Origin of the sequence: Xanthomonas sp. NCPPB 2632 (genome assembly GCF_041228075.2) — a bacterium.
Lineage (GTDB): Bacteria > Pseudomonadota > Gammaproteobacteria > Xanthomonadales > Rhodanobacteraceae > Luteibacter.
Genome location: NZ_CM192979.1, coordinates 4,279,730 through 4,301,075, shown reverse-complemented (window position 1 = coordinate 4,301,075; position 21,346 = coordinate 4,279,730). Strand labels below are relative to the sequence as shown.

The window sequence follows — 21,346 nt, the reverse complement described above, 5'->3', positions numbered from 1 at the left end:
AAGGTCCGTCTCCGAAGGGTACGACGGACGTTTTACGCGCGTGTTTTTTCGCGAGGCTTTCGTTCTATATGACGAAAGCCGAGGACTGCGTAGGCGTTATCACTTACGAAAGCCCGGCGAAAGTCTCAGTAGATTTTTGCGGCGCCCGGCGGTCGCGTCTTGAATCGCTTGTGTACCCAGAGGTACTGCTCGGGTGCTTCGCGTGCCATCTGTTCGATCTGCGCGTTGACGCGCGCCGTGTCGCTCGCCGCGTCCTGGCTGGGGAAGTCGTCCAGCGGCGCGCCCAGGCGCATGACGTAACCGGCATCGTCCGGCAGGCGGCGGTGATAGAACGGAATGACCAGCGCGTTGGATAGCCGGGCCAGGTGATGCGTCGCGGTGATCGTGGCGGCGGGGACGCCGAAGAAGGGCACGAACACGTTGTCCTTGCTGCGCATGTCCTGGTCGGGGGCGTACCACAGGGTGCCGCCCGCCTTGAGATAGCGCACGCTGCCGCGGATGTCGTCCTTGTCGAACATGGCCTCCGCATAGCGCAGGCGCGCGCGCAGCACCGCGAACTCGAACACCTCCGAGTCCATCCGCCGGTACATGCCGGCGATGCGGATACGCGAGGAGACCAGGCGGGCGCTCAGCTCCAGGTGCGAGAAATGCCCGCCCACCAGCAGGACCCCGCGACCGGCGGCGCGGGCCGCCTCGAGGTGTTCCAGGCCCTCCACGGTCACCGGTACGCGGGCGATGGCGCGGTCCGAGCCCATCCAGCCCAGGGCGAACTCGGCCAGCATCATGCCCACGTCGCACAGGTTGGCGCGGACCAGGGCCTTCTGCGCGTCGGCGTCCAGTTCGGGGAAGCACAGCGCGATGTTGGTCGCGGCGATGCGCCGGCGTTCCGGGTTCAGGTGCAGGGCGAGCCGGCCGGCCATGCGCCCCAGCCGCATCAGCCAGCGGAAGGGCAGGTGGGCGATCAGCCAGATGACGCCCACCCCGGCCCACGCCGGCCATTGACGGGGCGAGAGCAGGTGACGCGTTAGGGTGGGGCGGGGCATACCAGGCATGTCCGCCCATTGTAACGAATGGGCGCGGCTATACTGACCGGCCACGTGCCAACCAGGGATTCGCGTGCTGCTGCGTGTGCTCTACAACTTCGCGATGTACCTGTTCACCCCGCTGGTGATGCTGCGCCTGATGGCGCGGGGCATGCGCTACGGCGACTACCACGTGCGCTGGCGCGAGCGCTTCGGTCGCTTCCCCGAGCCCAGGCTGGCAGGCTGCCTCTGGGTGCACGCCGTGTCCGTGGGTGAGGTGAATGCCGCCGAGCCGCTGGTCAAGGCGTTGATGGCGTCCTATCCGCACGCCCCCATGCTGGTCACCACGGTCACCCCCACGGGCTCCGAGCGCGTGCGCCAGCTGTTCGGCGACACCGTGCACAGCGTCTACCTGCCTTACGACCTGCCCTTCGCGGTGAAGCGCTTCCTGCGCAGCACCCGGCCGCGGCTGGCCGTCATCGTCGAGACGGAAATCTGGCCCAACCTGTATTTCGCCTGCCGCAAGCACGGCATCCCGCTGCTGATCGCCAATGCCCGGCTGTCCGAGCGCTCGCTGCGCGGCTATGCGCGCATGAGTTCGCTGGTGCGTCGGGCCCTTCGCTGCGTCAGCCATATCGCCGCGCAATCGCGCACGGATGCCGCGCGTTACCGGCTGCTGGGCGCGGAGCCCAGCCAGCTCACCGTGTGCGGCAACCTCAAGTTCGACATGCCGGTGCCGGATTCGGCCCTGCAGGCCGGGCTGGCCATGCGTGAAGCCTGGGGCACGGGGCGCCCGGTGTGGATCGCCGCCAGCACGCACGAAGGCGAGGAAATGTGCGTGCTCCAGGCCCACCTGGCCGTGATGCGACGCCTGCCGGATGCCCTGCTGCTGATCGCGCCCCGTCATCCGGAGCGGTTCAAGGCCGTGGAGTCCTCGGTGCGCAGCCTCGGCTTCCAGGTCGGCACGCGCAGTGGCGACGGCGTTCCCGGGCATACCACGCAGTGTTTCGTCATCGATTCGATGGGTGAACTGCTGCGATTCTTCGCCGCCGCGGATGTCGCCTTCGTCGGCGGTAGCCTGGTGTCCATCGGCGGGCACAACGTGCTGGAACCGGCGGCGTTGAACAAGCCCGTGCTGGTCGGGCCGTATACCTTCAACTTCGAGGAAATCACCCAGGCGCTGCTCGACGAAGGCGGCGGCCAGCGGGTCAAGGATGGCGATGCGCTGGGTGGGCAGGTGCTGTCGCTGTTGCGCGACCACGAGCGGCGCGAGCACATGGGAGACCGCGCCCGCTATGTCTTCGATAGCGAGCGCGGTTCGGTGGGCAAGGTGATGGACCTGGTCGACACGCTCCTTCAGGAGTAAGCGCGGCCGGGCGGTGACGTGTCAGCTGGCACGGCAGGTCACTTTAAATTTCAATCGCGCTGCGGCGAGGCATCCATGGCGGAGTTGCAGGCGAAACGCGCTTCGACGTTGGCATCGCCGTTTGGCTTTGGCGTGGTCGCCACGCTCATGAAGCGCACGCGGCGGTTGTTGTCCAGACAGGTCTGGAACACCTTCTCGCGCGCAGCGAGATAGGCCAGGCGCTTGTTGCCCGAGGCTTCGATGAGGCCCTTCGTTCCATCGAGACCCGTGCCCATGGTGAGGCTGGCCAGAGGCGTGGGTTCTGCACCGGTGAGCGCCGGCTCTTCCGGTGTGTCGATACGGCAGTTGGCGTAGGCGTTGCCGCGCACGCCGCCTTCCCGGGTATCCACGTACCTGCGCTTGAAGCCGTCGTGGTATTCCGAGAGGTAACCACCTCGCACGTCGCAGTTTTTCAGCGTGGCCGCCCACAGTGCTTCATACGTCGGCCTGAACGCATTCCGCACGCCTTTGGTCCTCACGTCGTATTCGAACGCGATGGCACTTCGCTGCTCGACGATGTGGGCGTCGCGGCCCGGGGCAGGCGATCTCGCGTCCGCAAACGCAGAGGAGGCCGCCAGGAGCGCGGCGGCAGAGAACAGGCTGGTTCGGATCATGATCGTCCTTGGTCGTGGCTTGCCCGGTTGGGCCTGGCCATGATCTATGCCTCGCCCGCGGCCGGCTGTAAGCCGAACACGCTTTTTCATGTAAGCGGTGCCCTGTAAAGCAAAAAAACGGGCCCGCGAGGGCCCGTTCTTACGTGTATGCAACCTGGGTTGAAGCCGACCCGTAGGAGCGCACGATGTGCGCGACATCCTTTCGCGATAACCCCGGAGCTGGCGCGCCAGCTCCGGGGTTCGGCCTCAACACATGTCGCGCACGTGCGTGCGCTCCTACTGCAATAGCGCGTTGATCGCTTCGAGGTCCTTGACGTCCACCGTGCCGGCAGTCTGCTTCAGCAGCAGCTTGTCGAGGATGAACTGATGACGGGACTGCGAATAGTCGCTGAGCGCGGAGGTCAGGTTCTGCTGGGCGATCAGCACGTCGACGATGGTGCGCGTGCCGACCTCGAAGCCGGCCTGCGTGGCGTCACGGGCGCTTTCCGACGACTCGACCGCCGCCTTGGTAGCCTCGACCTTGCTGATGCCGGCGACTACGGAGCGGTAGTAGTTGAGCGTGTCGCGAACCACCTGGCGGCGGGAGCTTTCCAGGGAGTCCTGGGCAGAATCGCGCTGGTAGATCGACTGGCGTACGCGCGACTGGGTGGCTCCGCCGGAGAAGATCGGCACGCTGAGGGTCAGGCCGACGGTGGTGCCGCCACGGCCGTTACTGCTGGAATTGCTGGACGAAAGCGTCCCCGCATTCTGCGTCCAGGCGGTGCTCTTGCTGTAGCCGGCGGTGGCGTCCAGCGTGGGCAGGTGTGCGGCGCGGGCAGAGGAAATGCTGTGTTCCGCCGACTCCACGTTGTACTGCGACGCCAGGATGGTCGGATTGCTCTTGACCGCCTCGGCTACCCAGGCCTTCGGATCGTTGGGCGTGGGCGGGTCCATCGGCAGTTGCTCACGCAGCTTCTTCAGGTTGTCGGACGGCTTGCCCGTGATCTGGGTCAGGGCCTCGCGCGAGTCGGCCAGCGTGTTCTCGGCGGTGATCACCGAGGCCACGGCGGTATCGTGCTGCGCCTTGGCATCCTGCACATCGGTGATGGCGGACAGACCGACGTCGAAACGCTGCTGCGCCTGCTCCAACTGGCGGGCGAGCGCTTGCTCGTTGGCCTTGGCGAAGGTCAGTGCGTCGTCGTTGGTCAGCACCTGGAAGTAAGCAGTAGCCACGCGTGTCGACAGCTGCTGGAGGGCAGCTTCATAGGTGGCGTCCTGCGCTTCGGAAGACGACTTCGAGGCCTTCAGGTCCGCGTAGCGGCTGAAATCGACCACGCTCTGAGAGACCGAGAGGCTCGAGCTGCGCGTGCGGGTGTGACCGATATCGTTGCTGACGACAGTGCCGTCGTTCAGGACGAGGGGATCTCTGCCGTTCGGTTCCGCCTGGCTCAGCTGCAGCTGTGCACTGACCTGCGGAAGCAGCAGCGCACGGCTCTGCACGACGGTCTCGCCCGTGGCGAGCCGGTTGGAATCGGCCTGCGACAGCACCGGGTCGTTGGCCCGGGCCTGGCGATAGGCGTCGAGCAGGTCTTCGGCGTGGCTCGCGAAAGGCATCGCGGCCAGTGCCAGCGCGACGGTGAGCAGCTTCAAGCGCATGGTTTCGCCTCGTGGGTAATGGAAAATCTGGGGGTCAGAGCACGAAGCGCTTCACCGGCGCGGCATGCGCCAGGTAGGGAAGGTCCGTTTCGAACAGCGACTCTTCACGGAAGCGGCCCTCGCCCTCATGGGTGAGGAGCACCGCCGTCTGCGCGGGGGAGTTGCCGTGTACGACGAACATGCGCCCGCCCGGCTTCAGCCAGCGCACGAATTTCTCGGGGACCGAATGCACCGCGCCCGTGACCACGACGGCATCGAAAACGCCTGCCGGGGTGTAGCCGTTGACCGCTTCGGCCGTTTCGACCGTGGCATTGGTGACCAGCGCGGCGGCCAGGCGCTCGCGCGCGGCGTCCACGAAGTCGGCGTGCATGTCGATGCTGGTGACCTTGCCGGCCAGACGGGCCAGGCAGGCGGTGAGGAAGCCGGAGCCGGTACCGATCTCCAGCACCTCGTCGGTCTTCTTCAGTTCCAGGGCCTGCAGCACGCGGCCTTCCACGACTGGCTTCATCATGACCTCGCCATGGCCCAGGGGCAGGGTGAGGTCGGCAAAAGCCACGTTGCGGTGGGCGGCGGCGACGAAATCCTCGCGGCGGACGCCCTTGAGCGTCTCCAGGACGTCGGCGTCGAGCACTTCCCAGGGGCGCACCTGGTTCTCGACCATGTTCTGCCGTGCCTGTTCGAAATTCATCGCCATGGTGTCGGGTCCCGTACAAAAAGCTGAAAAAGGTTCGAAAGGATAAGCGCTTAGCGCCCGTTTTCCCAATGGATCAAAGGCTGCGGCTACGGTGGTGTCCCGACTAAGTGCCGGAAGTCACCGGACGGGGCTGACGGAAGTCACCCCGATGGGCGCCTTCGCTCGCTCCTGCCTGAACAGCCGCTACCGCAAGCCCCTGAACGCCTTGGGTTTAGCCCGAAGGCGACCCCATTTCATTCCGAGCCACGAAGGACAGCTTTCCGTCGTCTCCACCCATGTCGGCACGCGCCGCAGGAAAAGTGGAAATAACTGAACCGCTGCGTATAATAAAGTCATATTTTCAGTTTGTGAAGGTGCAGCCATGAACGCCAGCCCGAAAATGAAGCCGCAGGGCCCTGGTCGTCCCAAGGACATGGAAAAGCGCGCGGCCATTCTCGACGCGGCCAAGGCGCTCTTCACGCAGGGTGGCTTCGCCGGCACGAGCATGGACGCGGTGGCGGCGTCGGCGGGTGTGTCCAAGCTGACCGTGTACAGCCACTTCGGCGACAAGGACAACCTGTTCCGTGAAGTGATCCGTGCGCACGTGCAGGAACGCCTCCCGGACGACCTGTTCGATTTCAGCCAGGGCGCGGATATCCGCGTCACCCTCACCAATATCGCCAGCCGGCACGCGGCGATGGAAACCAACACCGAGACCGTCGGCACGTTCCGGGCAATCCTGTCGGATTGCCAATCGGGCGGCAACCCGCGCTTCGGGCGGCTGGTCTGGGAAGAAGGTCCGGCACGCATGCACAAGCTGGTGCAGCGGTTGTTCGAGGGCGCCGTGGCGCGCGGCCAGCTGGAGATCCCCGATGTATCGCGGGCCAGCACGCAGTTCCTCGCGCTCCTTAAGGGCGACCTGCTGATCCGTCGCCTGTTCGGTTGCGAGGACTGCGCGGTGCAGTTTGCCGAGGAGGTCAATGCCAATGCATTGGCGGCCGTGGAAATGTTCCTCAACGCCTACCAGTCGCGCGCGGCGAAGGTATAACGCGCGACGGTGCATTCTGCAGCTAAGTCCACGTAATGCGGACGATTCTCACCCCGCTCATTCTTCACCCGGCTTTCCCAGCAACGTCCCTACCGTCGTGGACCTACCCACTCTCCCAGGAGACCAGGCCATGGCCACGACGAAGCCGTTCATCAGCGATATCGAGAACATCCGCAAGCGCGCCCGCGAGCACATCGACGATGGTGCCGTGACGGCGGGATACCGCGCCGATCGCGAAACGGTGATCAAGCTGCTGAACGAAGCGCTCGCTACTGAGATCGTCTGCGTGCTGCGCTACAAGTATCACTACTACATGGCGCCGGGTATCCATTCCCAGAGCGTGAAGTCGGAGTTCCTGGAGCACGCGCGCGAGGAGCAGGAGCACGCCGACCGCATCGCCGAGCGCATTACCCAGCTGGACGGCACGCCCAATTTCAATCCGGAAGGCTTGCTCTCGCGCAGCCACGCGGATTACGTGGAAGGCACCACGCTGGTGGAGATGATCAAGGAAGACCTGGTGGCCGAGCGCATCGCCATCGACAGCTATCGCGAGATCGTGCAGTACATCGGTGACGACGACCCGACCACGCGTCGCATCATGGAAGACATCCTGGCCCAGGAAGAAGAGCACGCCGAGGATATGGCTACCCTGCTGGAGAACCTGGGTGCGAAGGGCGAGCCGGTGCAGGCCTGGGAGCCGTCCCAGTCGTCCTCGCACTGATCCGGTCCTCTCCCGGCATCGATTGGGTAAGCTAGGCGCTCACGTTCGCGACGATAAGGAAAGACATCATGAATGCGACCGCCACTCCCTCGCCCTCCCGGCGACGGCGCCATCCGATCGGCCTGCTGGTCGCCACCCTGGTGGCGATCCTGGTTCTTCTCACGTTGTTCTTCATGTGGTGGTGGGACAAGGAGCCGGAGCAGTTCGATCCGGTCGCGGTCACCACCGCCCACATGAAGGACATCGGTCGGCCCATGGCCACCGGCGCGGTGACCACGTACACGCTGATCCGGTCGGTCGACACGCTGATGACCAAGCGTGGCGGCTACCTCAGCAACGACAAACTGCCGCCCGGCGTGTTCATGGACAACATGCCCAACTGGGAATTCGGCTCGCTGACCGCGTCGCGCGATCTCTCGCGTGCGCTGCGCAACGACCTGAGCCGCTCGCAGACGCAATCCACGGAAGACAAAGCCCTGGGCGAGGCCGATCCGCTGCTCAACAGCCCCAACGATCGCTGGCTGCTGCCCAGTTCGGAATCGCAGTACGGCAAGGCCGTGGACGACCTGGAAAACTACCTGGGCCGCCTGAGCGACGCCGAGGATGCGAACGCGCATTTCTATGCTCGCGCCGATAACCTGGCCGACTACCTGCAGACGGTCTCGGGGCGTCTCGGTTCGCTGTCGCAGCGGTTGTCCGCCGCCGCAGGCCAGTTGAAAGTGGATGCGGCGCCCAACGCCGACGTCGGTGGCACGGCCGGTCCTGCCAAGGCGGTGTACGTCAAGACGCCCTGGAACAAGATCGACGACAACTTATACGAGGCACGCGGCTACACCTGGGCACTGCTGGAGCAGCTCAAGGCGATCCGCCACGATTTCGCGCCCATCCTGCGCAGCAAGAACGCCGACGCCAGCCTCGAACAGGTGATTCGCGAGCTGGAAGAATCCCAGAAAGCCCTGGGCAGCCCCGTGGTGCTCAACGGCGCGCCGTTCGGCTTCTTCGCCAACCACTCGCTGGTGATGGCCAACTACATCTCCCGCGCCAACGCCGCCATCATCGACCTGCGCACCCTGCTAGGCCGCGGCTAACCCGCCTAAACCCATGTAGGAGCGCACGATGTGCGCGAAAAACAACGTGCGATAACGTCGATCACGCGAAACGTAAACCATCGGTGGAACGTTTATCGCCCACATCGTGGGCTCCTACATGGCGTGCGTGTGTAGGAGCCCACGATGTGGGCGATAAACGCGCCTGTAGGAGCGCACGATGTGCGCGATAGCCGCGATAGCCGCCTAGGCGAGCTTAATGATCGGCCTTATACCGCGCCATGCCAGCCACGATTTCCGCCTTGGCTTCATCCGCGCCGACCCAGCCCTCGACCTTGACCCACTTGCCCTTCTCCAGGTCCTTGTAGTGCTCGAAGAAGTGGCCGATGCGCTCCAGCCAGTGGCCGGACACCTTGTCGATATCCTTGATGTGCCCGTAACCGGCGAACACCTTCTCCACCGGAACCACCACCAGCTTCTCGTCGGCGCCTGCCTCGTCGCTCATCTTCAGCATGCCGACCGGATGGCAGCGGATGACCGAGCCGGGAACCAGCGACAGCGGCAGGATCACCAGCGCGTCCAGCGGATCGCCGTCGCCACCGAGCGTGCCCGGCACGTAGCCGTAGTTGCAGGGGTAGCGCATGGGCGTGGAGAGGATGCGGTCGACGAAGATCGCGCCGCTTTCCTTGTCCACTTCGTACTTGACCGGCTCGGCATCCTTGGGGATTTCGATGATGACGTTGATTTCGTCCGGTACGTTCTTGCCGGCGGGAACGAGATGCAGACCCATGGGATTCCTTGACGAGTAGTAGGGGGGGAAGCGGCCGAATAGGATACGGGCTAGCCGCCCGCGCCGCAAAAGCGGCGCCAGGCGGCCCCGGCAGCTACTTCAGGTGGTCCCAGAGATAGGTGTAGGCCAGCGCGTTCATGAAGGCGGACTGCTTGTTGTCCGCCGCCGCGCCATGGCCGCCCTCGAGGTTTTCATACAGCGAGGCATCCAGGCCCATGGCCTGCATGCGGGCGGCCATCTTGCGCGCGTGCACCGGGCCCACGCGGTCGTCGCGCGTGGAGGTGGTGAACAGCACGGCCGGATAGTGGGTGCCCTTGTGCAGGTTGTGGTACGGCGAGAACGTCTGGATGTACTTCCATTCCTCCGGCTTGTCCGGGTCGCCGAATTCGGCCATCCACGAGGCGCCTGCCGACATGTGCGTATAGCGCTTCATGTCGAGCAGGGCGACCTGGCTGACCACGGCACCGTAGAGCTGCGGGTAGCGGGTCAGCATGTTGCCGGCCAGCAGGCCGCCGTTGCTGCCGCCCATCATGCCCATGTGCTTCGGGCTGGTGATCTTGCGGTCGATCAGGTCCTGCGACACCGCGGCGAAGTCCTCGTAGGCACGCGGGCGGTTGGCCTTGAGGGCCGCCTGGTGCCAGCGCGGGCCGTACTCGCCGCCGCCACGGATGTTGGCGATGACATACACGCCGCCCTTTTCTAGCCAGGCGCGCCCGACGCCGCCGGAATACGCCGGTTGCAGCGGGATCTCGAAGCCGCCATAGCCGTAGACCAGGGTCGGGTTGTTGCCGTCGGCTTTCAGATCTTTTGGGGCGATCTCGAAGTAGGGCACCTTGGTGCCGTCCTTGGAGGTGGCGAAATGCTGGCTGACCGCGAACTTCGACGCGTCGAAGAATGCCGGGCTGTGCTTGATGGCCGAGCGTTCGCCCTGGCCGAGCACGCCGTAGTACAGCGTGGTGGGCTGGAGGAAGCCGGACACGGTGAGGAAGTACTCGTCCGAATCGTCGGCATCGATCCCACCGGCGTCCATCGTGCTCAGCGGCGGCGCGCCGCCCAGCGATTCGCTCGTCCAGGGGCCTTTCGCATTCGGGGTCAGGATCTGGATCTGGCTGACCACGTCGCGCATCACGTTGAGGATCAGGTGATGGCGCGTCCACGAATGACCCGACAGCGAGCTGTGCTCGTCGGGTGTGAACAGCACGGTGAACTCGCGCTTGCCGGCCATGAAGTCGTCGAACTTCGTGGCCACCAGCGAACCGGAGGGGTAGGTGGTGCCGCCTACGGTCCACGCCGTGCGCGGCTCGACCAGCAGCCACTCGCGTTCCACGTCCGTCTCGGCGTCGTTGGGCACGTCGATCTTGACCAGCTTGCCGTCCTTGCCGCGCAGGAAGGTCTCGGTGTTGTAGAACTCCAGCGCCCGCTGCACGAAATCGCGCTGGAAACCGGGCGTGAGGTCACGATAGGCCGATATCGACATGTCCTTGGCGGTGCCTTCGTACACGGTGGTGGCTGACGACAGCGGCGTGCCGCGCTTCCATTCCTTCACGATGCGCGGGTAGCTGGACTCGGTCAGCGAGCCCGGGCCGAAGTCGGTGGCGACGAACAGGTGGTCGTCGTCGATCCAGGCGACCTGGGTCTTGGCCTCGGGCAGGGTGAATCCATCCTTGACGAAGCTGCGTGTGGTGAGGTCGAACTCGCGGATCACGTCGGCATCGGCGCCGGCGCGCGATAGCGAGACCAGGCAGCGGCGGTTGGCCGGCCGCAGGCACTGCGCGCCGTGCCACACCCAGTTTTCCTTTTCGGACGCGGACAGCGCGTCCAGGTCGATCACGGTTTCCCAGGCCGGGTTGTCCTTGCGGTATTCCGCCAGCGTGGTGCGCCGCCACAGCCCCTTGGGGTGGGCCTTGTCGCGCCAGAAGTTGTAGAAGTGGTCGCCGATCTTCGAGACCATCGGAATGCGGGCTTCGGAGTCGAGCACTTCGAGCAGGCGCGCATCCAGCGAGGTAAAGGCCTCGCTTTTGGCGTATTTCGCCACGGTCTCGGCGTTGCGCTCCTTGACCCATGCGAGCGGCTTGGCGCCGTCGATGTCGTCGAGCCAGAGGTTTTCGTCGTCGCCGGCGGCCGGGGCGGCCTGGCCGGAAGGGGTCTTGGGGGCATCGTGGGCTTGGGTCATGCCCATGAAGGTAAGGGCGATGGCCAGCGCAATCCAGCGTCGTTGCATGGGATCGTATCCGTGAGGCAGAACGGGCCCCGACCTTAGCGCACGCCGAGGGGCCCGCCACCCATGACTTTCGGGCTAGAGGGCCTGGGTGGCCCTCGCCCCTCGATCACAACAACGGAATCAGCAGCAAGGCCACGATATTGATGATCTTGATCAGCGGGTTGACCGCCGGCCCTGCCGTGTCCTTATAAGGGTCGCCCACCGTGTCCCCGGTGACCGCCGCCTTGTGGGCCTCGGAGCCCTTGCCGCCGAAGTGGCCGTCCTCGATGTACTTCTTGGCGTTGTCCCAGGCGCCGCCCCCGGTCGTCATGGAGATGGCCACGAACAGGCCGGTGACGATGGTGCCGATCAGCACGCCGCCCAGCGCCTGGGCCCCAGCCTCCGGTCCGCCCAGCCACTTGAAGCCGAAGATCACCACCACGGGTACCAGCACCGGCAGCAGCGAGGGCACCAGCATCTCGCGGATCGCCGAGCGCGTCAGCATGTCCACGGCCCGCGAGTAATCCGGGCGCGTGGTGCCCTCCATGATCCCGGCGATCTCGCGGAACTGCCGGCGCACTTCCTCCACCACGGCACCGGCCGCGCGGCCCACCGCTTCCATCGCCATGGCCGCAAAAAGATACGGGATCAGGCCACCGATCAGCAGGCCGATGATCACGTAGTGGTTGGACAGGTCGAAGCGCACCTCCGTGCCGCCGAAGTGCAGGTTGAGGTTGTGCGTGTAGTCGGCGAACAGCACCAGGGCGGCCAGGCCGGCCGAACCGATCGCGTAGCCCTTGGTCACGGCCTTGGTGGTGTTGCCCACGGCGTCCAGCGGGTCGGTGACGCCGCGCACGTCCGCCGGCAGTTCGGCCATCTCGGCGATGCCGCCGGCGTTGTCGGTGATCGGGCCGTACGCATCCAGCGCCACCACCATGCCGGTCATGCTGAGCATGGCGGTGGCCGCGATGGCGATGCCGTAGAGGCCGGCCAGTGTGTGCGCACCCCAGATCGCCGCGCATACTGCCAGTACGGGTAGCGCGGTGGACTTCATCGACACGCCCAGCCCCGCGATGATGTTGGTCGCGTGACCGGTGGTGGACGATTGCGCCACGTGCCGCACGGGCCCGTACTCGGTGGCGGTGTAGTACTCGGTGATGACCACGATGGCGCCGGTGAGCACCAGCCCGATGATCGTGCAGCCGAACAGCCGGGTCGGCCCGAACGACGAATCCGCCATCATCGACTGCGTGATCGGCCAGAACGCGATGGCCGCGAGCAACGCCGAGACGAACACGCCGGCGTACAGCGCATTCATGATCTTGCCGCCGCGGTTCTTGACGAAGAACGTGCCGATCACCGACGCCACGATCGACGCACCGCCCAGCACCAGCGGATAGAGCACGCCGGACGGCCCGACCTCGGTGGCCATGACGCCACCCAGCAGCATCGTGGCGATCAGCGTCACCGCGTAGGTCTCGAAGAGATCCGCCGCCATGCCCGCGCAGTCGCCGACGTTGTCGCCCACGTTATCCGCGATCACCGCCGGGTTGCGCGGGTCGTCCTCGGGAATGCCGGCTTCCACCTTGCCGACCAGATCCGCACCCACGTCGGCACCCTTGGTGAAGATGCCGCCACCCAGCCGCGCGAAGATGGAGATCAGCGAGGAGCCGAAGGCAAAGCCGACCAGTGCATGCAGCGCATGCGTACGCTCGTAACCCATGTGCAGCAGCACGCCGTAATAGCCGGCCACGCCGAGCAGGCCCAGGCCGACCACCAGCATGCCGGTGACCGCGCCACCACGGAAGGCCACCGCCAGGGCAGAAGAAAGGCCGCTACGGGCGGCCTCGGCGGTGCGGACGTTGGCGCGAACCGACACGTTCATGCCGATGTAGCCGGTCGCTCCCGAGAGCAAGGCACCGAGTGCGAAACCTACCGCGGTGCCCCAGTCGAGGAAGAGGCCGATAAGAAGGAAGAGGACGATGCCGACGGCACCGATGGTGGCGTACTGGCGATTGAGGTAGGCGCGGGCGCCTTCCTGGATCGCCGCGGCGATCTCCTGCATGCGAGCGTTGCCGGGCGACTGAGCCAATACCCATCTGACCGAGAATGCGCCATACACAATCGCAACGAGCGCGCATGCCAGCGCGATCCACAAAGCGTACTGCTGCAGCATCGTAGCCTCCCCATGGTGGGAGCCCGGCAGGGCCCGGTCCGAGTATAGGCACCGTATGTGGTGGAAGGTGTTGTGCGCTGCGCAAGGGGTGGGATGCGCTTTTTTGGCGTGGCCATGGCAAGCGCGCTGATCGGACAACACGACACTTGTGTAGTCCCTTGCCGTCAGCTTGTGTAGGGGAAAGACTACAACGAATGGTATAGACGCCGTGCCAGCCTTTGGCGCGCCTCGGGTCGCGTCGGCATCATGGTTTCCGCAGGGTCAAGCTAACGGCTCTAAGTCGTGTTGACCGACGCAAAATCGGCCATTTACATTCCCCGCCCTGAGCGCTCGCTCACGGCCAGGGGAAAAATGCGATGACAGGGTCCAACCAGGGGAGGGCGCCGTTCGTGTGCTCGTGGGCGCGTATGGCGCTCGGGATGTCGATGGTTCTCGCGCTGGCGCTGCCCTTCGCAGCGGGTGCGCAGACCACGGTCAAGCCCGAAGACGAGTACAAGAAGCTCATCAAGGTCAACGAGGATATCCAGCCGCTGGGTGACACGCCCTTCGGCGAGAAGATCAGCCTCTACGACGGCTCCCTGTCCTTCGCCCAGACCGACGTGTCGTTGACCGGCACGGGGCCGGCGCTGAGCCTGGGCCGCAGCTTCAGCTTCCACGGTGTTGAGGATCGCCCCGACCTGCAGGCGCGTGCCTTCGGCGACTGGGACATGGACCTGCCGCAGATCTTTACGGTCACGGCCCAGCAGAACAATGTACCGGGCTGGCGCGTCGCGGCGACCAATCACGGCGCCATCTGCTCCAGTTTCGGTCCACCGCCCAGCGTGGCCGCGCCGAACGGTGATTCCATGCGCGCCGACTGGGAGCCGCCGACCTGGTGGCAGGGCTACCAGTTGCGCATCCCGGGCCAGGCGAGCCAGGACTTATTGTCCCGTTCGGCGGCCAATACGACCACGCCCGGCGTGGCGGGGCTGGCCTATCCCATCGTGACCCGTGGCAACTGGGCGGTGGGTTGCCTGGCGCATGCCGCGAACGATACCGCGATCGAGGGCTTTCTCGCGGTCTCGCCGGATGGCACGAAGTACTGGCTCGATCACATCGCCTATCGCTACATGCCGTCGCTGACCCGGCCGCTCGGGTCGAGTCCCACGGCCGCGCGCTCGGGCTTCCATACGTTCGCCACGGCAGAAGACCTGCTGCTGCGCCGCGAAGGCCGGATGCTGGTGACGCGCATCGAAGACCGGTTCGGTAACTCGGTGACCTACACCTACAGTGGTGACGATGTCACGGACATCGCCGCGTCGGATGGTCGCCATGTCACGTTGACCTACGAGACGGACGCCAGCACGGGAGGAAGCAGCCACCGGGTGAGCACGATCACCGTGCAGGGCGGTGCCGCGGGTAACCGCACCTGGACGTACAGCTACGTCAAGTCCACTGCGAATCTGGTCTACACCCTGACCTCGGTGAAGCAGCCGGACGGTAGCAGCTGGGGCTATGACCTCGATCGGTTCAACGGCGCGTGGGTGGACACGCGCGAGTCCGGCGGCACCTGTGCGACGGCAGGCGTGCCGAGCAACATGGGTACCCCCTTCAACGCGACACTCACGCACCCCTCGGGGCTCGTCGCGAGCTATACGGTCACGCCGCTGAAGCGTGGCCGCTCCTATGTGCCGCAGCAATGTATGGCCGGCCCCAACATGGCCGCCACCCCGGACGGCATAAGCACATGGGCAACGGTGCCGAACGTCTCGTACGGCATGGCGATCACGCAGCGCACGCTCTCGGGCACCGGTCTTCCTACCAACGGGCTCTCCTGGACCTACAGCTACTCGCCCGCAAACGAAAGCTGGTCCAAGGATTGCACCTCGACCGCGTGCGCCACCCAGGTGTCCACGGATGTCAGCTACCCCGACGGGCACCTTGAGCGGAGCACGTTCTCCAATCGCTACGACTGGACCGAGAGCCAGCTGCTGAAGGAAGACGTCTACGACAGTGGTGCCTCGTCCGCGATACGCCGCTCGACCGCCTACGCGTACGTCAATCCGACGCCGGCCCAGGATGCCCGGTCCGGAGCCTATGCCCACCCTTGGGGCTATGCGCCGCAGCAGCGCGTCAACACGGCGCAGTTGCAGGAGCAGCTACCCAAGGCCACGCAGCAGATCACGATGGACCCTTCGGCCAGCACCACGCCGGACGTTTATACCTGGAACGCCACCGCGTTCGACGCGTTCGCACGTCCCCAGGACGTCACCCGGTCCAACAACTTCGGCTACAGCGTCAGTGATCGCTCCACCTACACGGACAACACTGCGCTCTGGGTGATCGGCCTGCCGGCGCAGTCGATCAACCTGAGCACGGGCGAGACGGTCAGCCAGATGCTCTACGACAGCGGCACCGCCACGCCGACCGAGCGCGACCGGTTCGGGGTGAAGGTGATGGGCTACACCTTCAGTGCGCAGGGTCAGTTGGCCAGCTTCACCGACGGCAACGGCAAGACCACCACACTGGGCAACTACGCCCGTGGCATTCCCACCAGCATCGGCTACCCGGATGGCACGAGCCAGGCGGTGACGGTCGATGGCCTGGGTCAGATCGCGGCGATCACCGATCAGGCGGGCGCGACCACGAGCTACGGTTACGACGCGATCGGTCGCATCGCACGTATCGACTATCCCTCGGGCGACAGCACCGCGTGGGCACCCAAGACTTACAGCTACATCTTCTCCCCCGATGCCCGCGGCATGGGTGGCAATCACTGGGTGCGTACCGCGACGCAGGGCAACCTCAACCAACGGACGGATTTTGACGTCCTGCTTCGCCCGGTGATCGCGACGCAGTCGGATGCCGGCAGCGGACTGGCCACCTCCTCGCGCACCGACTACGACTGGGCGGGTCGAAAAACCTTCGAATCCTATGCGGTCTCCGGGACACCGGATCGCGCCAGCATGGATACCGGAAGGGCAACGGCTTACGACGTCCTGGGTCGACCCGTGACCAGCATCCAGGCCTCGGAGCAGGGCAACCTCGTTTCCACCATGGCGTATGTCACGGGCGGTGCGAGGCGTGTGGCGGACGCTAATCAGAACCTCACCGTTTCGCACTTCCAGGCTTTCGACACTCCGAGCATGGATGCGGTCGTGCAGGTTGACGCGCCGGAGGGCGTCTCACAGGTCATCAGTCGAGACCTTTATGGCAACGTGCTTTCGCTCACGCAGGGCGGTGTCACGCGCACGATGACCTACGACGCCCAGCACCGGCTGTGTCGCTCATGGGAGCCGGAAACGGGCAGCACCATGACGGCCTACGACGGCGCCGACAACGTGGTGTGGAGCGCGGCCGGCCAGTCGTTCAACGGCACCGGGTGCGGCTATGACCAGGTCGCCACGGCGGCTCGCACCACCAACGCCTATGACGCGATGAACCGCGTCACTTCGGTCGCCTATCCGAATGGTACGCTGGCCACGAGCTTTACCTACGATGCGCTGGGCCGGCCCGCGACGTCGACGTCGGCCACCTCGTCCAGCAATGCCAACAGCACCGGCACCGTAGGCTGGTCCTACGGTCGCAACAAGCTCGGCCTGCTCACCGCCGAAGCGCTGTCGGTAGACGGCTGGTCCTGGACGCTGGGCTACGGGTATGACGCCAATGGCCACCTGTCCAGCGTTCAGTATCCCGATGGCAATACGGTGGCGATGTCACCGAATGCGCTGGGGCAACCGACGACGGCGGGTTCGTTCGTCAGCGGCGCGACGTATTTCCCGGACGGTGCCGTGCAGGCCTACACGCTGGGCAACGGCGCGCTGTATTCGGCCAGCAAGAATGCGCGGCAGTTGCTGTCCAACTTCAGCTTCGGCACGTCCGCCAAGATCGCGGTCAGCGAAGACTTCGGCTACGACAAGGTGGGCAACATCCTGTCGATTACCGACCAGTCGGGTTCGGCGCAGCGCACCCGTGCGATGACCTACGACGGCCTGAGCCGCTTGGTGTCGGCCACCGCCTCCAACCTGTGGGGCAGCGAGACCTACACCTACGACACGCTGAACAACCTGCGCAGCCTGACCAACAGCAATGGCAGCAACACCTACAACTACAACGCCAACAACCTGCTGAGCACGATCAGCAACAACGGCGCCACGGTGCACAGCTTCACCTACGACACCCAGGGCAACACCACGGCCAAGGACAGCCAGGCGATGACCTTCGACCTGGCCAATCGGCTGCTCTCGGTCAACGGCAAAGGCGACTACCTGTATGACGCCACCGGTCACCGGGTGAAGGCGGTCACGGCGTCCGGCACGACCTATTACGCCTACAGCAGCAGCGGTCAGCTGATGTGGGAGTACGACAACGGCAGCACCAATGGCACCAGCTATGTCTACCTGGGCAAAACCCTTGTCGCCAGTCGGAAGGCTACGACGTCAGTCGTGATGGGCAACATTGATGGGGTGACGACGGGGGCGAATGCCACCATCACCGGCTGGGCGTGCGCCAGTGGTCTAGCGGCATCGATCGATGTGCATCTGTATGTGAGTTCTCCGGGTGAAGCAGCCACCATGGTCGGCGGGTTCACGGCGAATCAACTCAGCGAGGCGGCCGTGCAGACGGCGTGCCACTCGAGCGGGACGAAGCATCGCTTTAGCATCCCGCTGACAGAGGCCCAGCGTGTTCAGTATGCCGGTAAGGCCATCTATGTGTACGGCATCTCGCTCACGGGCGGCTACAACAATGCCCTGGCCCAGTCCGGAAGCTTCGTTGTCCCGCCATCCACGCTGGCGCCTTCCTCGCCCTCCTCGGTGACGGCCACGCCTGCCAGTGACCTGTCGAACATCGCGGTCAGCTGGCCAGCCACCACCAATACGACGAGCTACAAGGCGGAGTACTCCATAAACAATGGTGGTTGGTCGTTGCTTTATAACGGCACGGCGCCCAATACGTCGTGGGGTGCCCCGGGTGACGGCGTCTACCAGTTCCGCGCCTCGGCATGCAACGCCAATGGATGCAGCTCGCCCACCACATCAAACGCGGTCACCATTGCCCATATTCCGCCGGCCCCGGCCAGTATCAGCGTGCCCGCCAACTCGACGGGCGCCGTGGCGTTGAGCTGGCCCGCGACGACCTATGCCACCTCATACCAAGTGGACCACAGCAGTGATGGCAACTGGACGAATGTATGGTCTGGGACTAATACCTCCACGACCGTGTCCGAAGGTGCGTCGAGCAACTGGTGGTATCGGGTGCGTGCGTGCAATGCGAACGGTTGTGGCGGCTACGCGACCAGCGGTGCGGTAAGCGTGATGCGGACACCGGGGACCCCGACCATCACCGGTGGTGGCACGAGTAACACGGGCGCCTACACCATCAGCTGGTCCGCTGTAAGTGATGGAACTAGTTACAACCTTGGCGAGTCGGTCAACGGGGGTGGCTTCCAACGTGTCCAATGGAACGCGGCAACCAGTTGGTCCGTTTCAGGTCGTGGCAATGGAACTTACGCCTATCAGGTTCAGGGGTGTAACGATCTGTCGTGTGGACCCTGGAGCAATGTGACCACCGTAACGGTATCCCTCGTGCCATCGGCACCGGCGGCGCCGACTTTCACTACGACCTACCACGGCCCGACCAAGCCCACGGTGCTGGTCAAGTGGACGGCGCAGGCATCCGCTACGCGCTACGAGCTCATGGAGAACAACACCCTGGTCTACAACGACTCGGGGCTGTCCTACAGCTCGCTGCAGCAACCCGGCGTCACGCTGACTTACAAAGTGCGCGCGTGTAACGCCGTGGGCTGCTCCGCCTACAGCCCGTCCAACAGTGTGAGCCCGTGATGACCCGGCACAGGAGCGTGATGATGGAAACTTCCGCGATGTCGATCGTTCGTCGTTGCTTGCGGCCGGGGTCGGCATGGCTGACAGCCTTGTTGCTTTTTATGGCGATGGTTTGCGCGAGCATGGGCGTTGCCCATGCGGCGGAGACGATTACCTACTACTACACCAGTCCACAGGGGACTGTGCTGGCGAAGGCGGATGCGTCGGGGAACATCATTAGCAGTGCGGATTACCGGCCCTACGGTACACAGGCGCTGGGTACGCCGGAGCAGGGACCGGGATATACAGGTCATGTGAACGATGTGGATTCTGGTTTCGTCTATATGCAGGCTAGGTACTACGATACTAGCGTCGGACGTTTTCTGAGCGCTGATCCAGCGGCTAGCCGTCCAGCGGACACATTCTCGTTTAATCGCTTTGTATACGCTAATGATAACCCGGCAATAAACATCGACCCCGATGGGAAGGACTGTACAACTTCCAATGGAATGACACGTTGTGTTACTCAATCTTACGACGTAGCTTTTCGAGCCCAGCCCGGATTCGTAGATTTTAAGTCTACGAGTGAAAATTATCACTTCTACAGCGTGCCGCTGATAGCGCTAGGAGTGTCTGTGTCGTCTGCTCGGGCTCAATTGGTTGAATTCCCAACCCCTGGCTTCTCAAAAGGAGCATCCGCGAGTGGTACGCGTAATGATGCAACGCCGGTACTTGGTGGGTTATTGTCTCGCTACATCAGCCCTGTTATGTCATTCACTGTTACGAATATGGTCGACCATCAGCCAGCAGTGGTAAATGTAACTCAAGAAGGACACCCCCTTGCTTCCGGCATCGTGGTTCGGGAAGCGGTGCCTCTTGCATCGGGTAGCTCGCTGGTCAATACCTGGGGAGAGGGAACGTCAACGTTGCAGGCGCCGGGTTCTCTTACTGGACCTATAATTAACTCTATTTGGGAAGAGGAAGGGCCAAAGGACTACAAGATACCGTTCTCAGATTAAGAACTTATGAGGTAAAGCTATGGTTCTGCAGAGTGGAAAAAAGGTCGTAACTGCGTTCCTTTTGGCGCCGTTGATCCCTGCGTGTGTTTTAATGCTTATCTCTCTCGTAGGAAGTCCCCTCGAGGGGCTCTGGGCCCTTCTTCTAGTGGCACCGGCGTCATATGCTGTGGCTCTAATTCCCGGACTGCCTCTATATTTTCTATTTCGTCGCCTATCGTGGATCTCGGCCTTTGGATGCGTGCTCATCGGGCTGCTGTGTAGCGTTGTAGCATCCATTTTTTTTATGCGAACGTCGATTGAACAAGCACTTGCATCCAGCTCCAGGGCAAACTGGTCGCCTTTTTTATCTTTTAGCGCTGTTGCAGGCATTCTTGGGTGTGCCGCTGGTTACGCGTTTTGGAGAATTTCAATTTCCAGATTTTCTCAATCTGACATGTCTAAACTTTTTGGGGAGAGAAAACTCTGAGCATTCGCTTCAATTGATCTACTTTTCGGGAGTAGGTGTCCAGTAGATTACTGCAGCTAGCGTGTCGCTTTGCTGGTCAGACGACTTGCGATCAAAAGGCACGTTGTGGGCGGCATGGTGATGATGATTGGCGCTTTCGGCGGCACATTTCTGGCGTTAGCTTTTTGGCCCGATCGCTGAATATTGGATAATGCAATCGCGCTCGCGTACGTTGCAGTGGGTCAATGACTCGCCTCCAGCCGCCGGAAGGGAAGTGATGAAAGAAGCAACGATGGTTATTGGTACAGCAGCCTTTATTCTTGCTGTCTGCTGTCTGCTGTCTGCTGTCTGCTGTCTGCTGTCTGCTGTCTGCTATCTCGTCGGCATGGCACGCCTCGCCTCGCTACTGCGCACGGAGACGCGCCTTGAGGGCGTCGGCATCGACGGTGCAAATGCGCAGATGAAGCTTCTCGGGGTTGTCTTCCTGAGGCGAAATCTCGAATCCAATTTTGCAAGTCGTCATTGGATGTTGCTAACGCTGGCGCGGTGGTCTGGAGGCGTCGGCTTACTTTTATTTCTTCTCATTTCTGCCAGCATCATGCTTGGCTGTGCGGGTTCATCGATACGCGAGACATCGTTCTCAATGCCAAACGCGCTCGCTATTTGCCCGACGCCCAGTTTTTAACTCCCACGCAGCGTGCGGTACTGGAAGTAGCGAAGCCCCGTAGAGGCGACGTCCCCCCAAATTTGA

Annotated in this window: 14 protein-coding genes; 7 read left to right on the top strand and 7 right to left on the bottom strand. The window is 63.7% G+C overall.

The window, feature by feature from the left end; all coding sequences use genetic code 11:
• Positions 1–125: 125 nt before the first annotated feature.
• A complete protein-coding gene (lpxL, locus tag AB8808_RS18545; protein ID WP_369931003.1) occupies positions 126–1,043 on the bottom strand; it encodes an LpxL/LpxP family Kdo(2)-lipid IV(A) lauroyl/palmitoleoyl acyltransferase in 918 nt (305 codons plus the stop codon).
• Between the two features lie 79 nt (positions 1,044–1,122).
• Between lpxL and waaA the strand changes: the two genes are divergently transcribed.
• Positions 1,123–2,388, top strand: a complete 1,266-nt coding sequence (gene waaA, locus AB8808_RS18540) for a lipid IV(A) 3-deoxy-D-manno-octulosonic acid transferase (protein ID WP_369931289.1) — start codon at positions 1,123–1,125, stop codon at positions 2,386–2,388.
• 50 nt (positions 2,389–2,438) lie between these two features.
• Here waaA and AB8808_RS18535 read toward each other — a convergent pair whose 3' ends face one another.
• From AB8808_RS18535 to AB8808_RS18525, 3 genes are all read right to left on the bottom strand, one after another.
• Positions 2,439–3,041, bottom strand: coding sequence for a hypothetical protein (locus tag AB8808_RS18535; RefSeq protein ID WP_369931002.1), 603 nt, complete (start codon positions 3,039–3,041; stop codon positions 2,439–2,441).
• 276 nt (positions 3,042–3,317) lie between these two features.
• Positions 3,318–4,676: a TolC family outer membrane protein gene (locus AB8808_RS18530; protein WP_369931001.1), complete on the bottom strand. Its 1,359-nt coding sequence runs from the start codon at positions 4,674–4,676 to the stop codon at positions 3,318–3,320.
• Positions 4,677–4,710: 34 nt separating this feature from the next.
• Positions 4,711–5,370, bottom strand: coding sequence for a protein-L-isoaspartate O-methyltransferase family protein (locus AB8808_RS18525; protein WP_369931000.1), 660 nt, complete (start codon positions 5,368–5,370; stop codon positions 4,711–4,713).
• 361 nt (positions 5,371–5,731) lie between these two features.
• On the opposite strand from AB8808_RS18525, the gene AB8808_RS18520 reads away from it, so the two are divergent.
• From AB8808_RS18520 to AB8808_RS18510, 3 genes are all read left to right on the top strand, one after another.
• Entirely contained in the window at positions 5,732–6,397 is a 666-nt protein-coding gene (locus AB8808_RS18520; RefSeq protein ID WP_369930998.1) for a TetR/AcrR family transcriptional regulator, read from the top strand.
• A gap of 130 nt (positions 6,398–6,527) precedes the next feature.
• Positions 6,528–7,118, top strand: a complete 591-nt coding sequence (locus AB8808_RS18515) for a ferritin-like domain-containing protein (RefSeq protein ID WP_036139540.1) — start codon at positions 6,528–6,530, stop codon at positions 7,116–7,118.
• A 68-nt stretch (positions 7,119–7,186) separates the two neighbouring features.
• A complete protein-coding gene (locus AB8808_RS18510; protein ID WP_369930997.1) occupies positions 7,187–8,206 on the top strand; it encodes a DUF2333 family protein in 1,020 nt (339 codons plus the stop codon).
• A 214-nt stretch (positions 8,207–8,420) separates the two neighbouring features.
• Here the strand turns inward: AB8808_RS18510 and ppa are convergent, their stop codons facing one another.
• The 3 genes from ppa to AB8808_RS18495 all read right to left on the bottom strand — a co-directional run bounded on the left by ppa (position 8,421) and on the right by AB8808_RS18495 (position 13,330).
• Positions 8,421–8,954: an inorganic diphosphatase gene (gene ppa, locus AB8808_RS18505; protein WP_369930996.1), complete on the bottom strand. Its 534-nt coding sequence runs from the start codon at positions 8,952–8,954 to the stop codon at positions 8,421–8,423.
• Positions 8,955–9,048: 94 nt separating this feature from the next.
• Positions 9,049–11,133 (bottom strand): prolyl oligopeptidase family serine peptidase, encoded by a 2,085-nt coding sequence (locus AB8808_RS18500; RefSeq protein ID WP_369931288.1) that lies wholly within the window; start codon positions 11,131–11,133, stop codon positions 9,049–9,051.
• 148 nt (positions 11,134–11,281) lie between these two features.
• Entirely contained in the window at positions 11,282–13,330 is a 2,049-nt protein-coding gene (locus AB8808_RS18495; RefSeq protein WP_369930995.1) for a sodium-translocating pyrophosphatase, read from the bottom strand.
• 419 nt (positions 13,331–13,749) lie between these two features.
• Here AB8808_RS18495 and AB8808_RS18490 point away from each other — a divergent pair, with 419 nt between their 5' ends.
• From AB8808_RS18490 to AB8808_RS18480, 3 genes are all read left to right on the top strand, one after another.
• The gene (locus AB8808_RS18490; RefSeq protein WP_369930994.1) at positions 13,750–19,152 is read left to right on the top strand and encodes a hypothetical protein; all 5,403 of its coding nucleotides are present in this window, start codon (positions 13,750–13,752) and stop codon (positions 19,150–19,152) included.
• A 23-nt stretch (positions 19,153–19,175) separates the two neighbouring features.
• Positions 19,176–20,150: an RHS repeat-associated core domain-containing protein gene (locus AB8808_RS18485; protein WP_506193234.1), complete on the top strand. Its 975-nt coding sequence runs from the start codon at positions 19,176–19,178 to the stop codon at positions 20,148–20,150.
• 722 nt (positions 20,151–20,872) lie between these two features.
• Positions 20,873–21,280 carry a hypothetical protein gene (locus AB8808_RS18480; protein ID WP_369930992.1) on the top strand — a complete coding sequence of 136 codons (408 nt, stop codon included), beginning with the start codon at positions 20,873–20,875 and terminating at the stop codon, positions 21,278–21,280.
• The last annotated feature ends 66 nt before the right edge of the window (positions 21,281–21,346 follow it).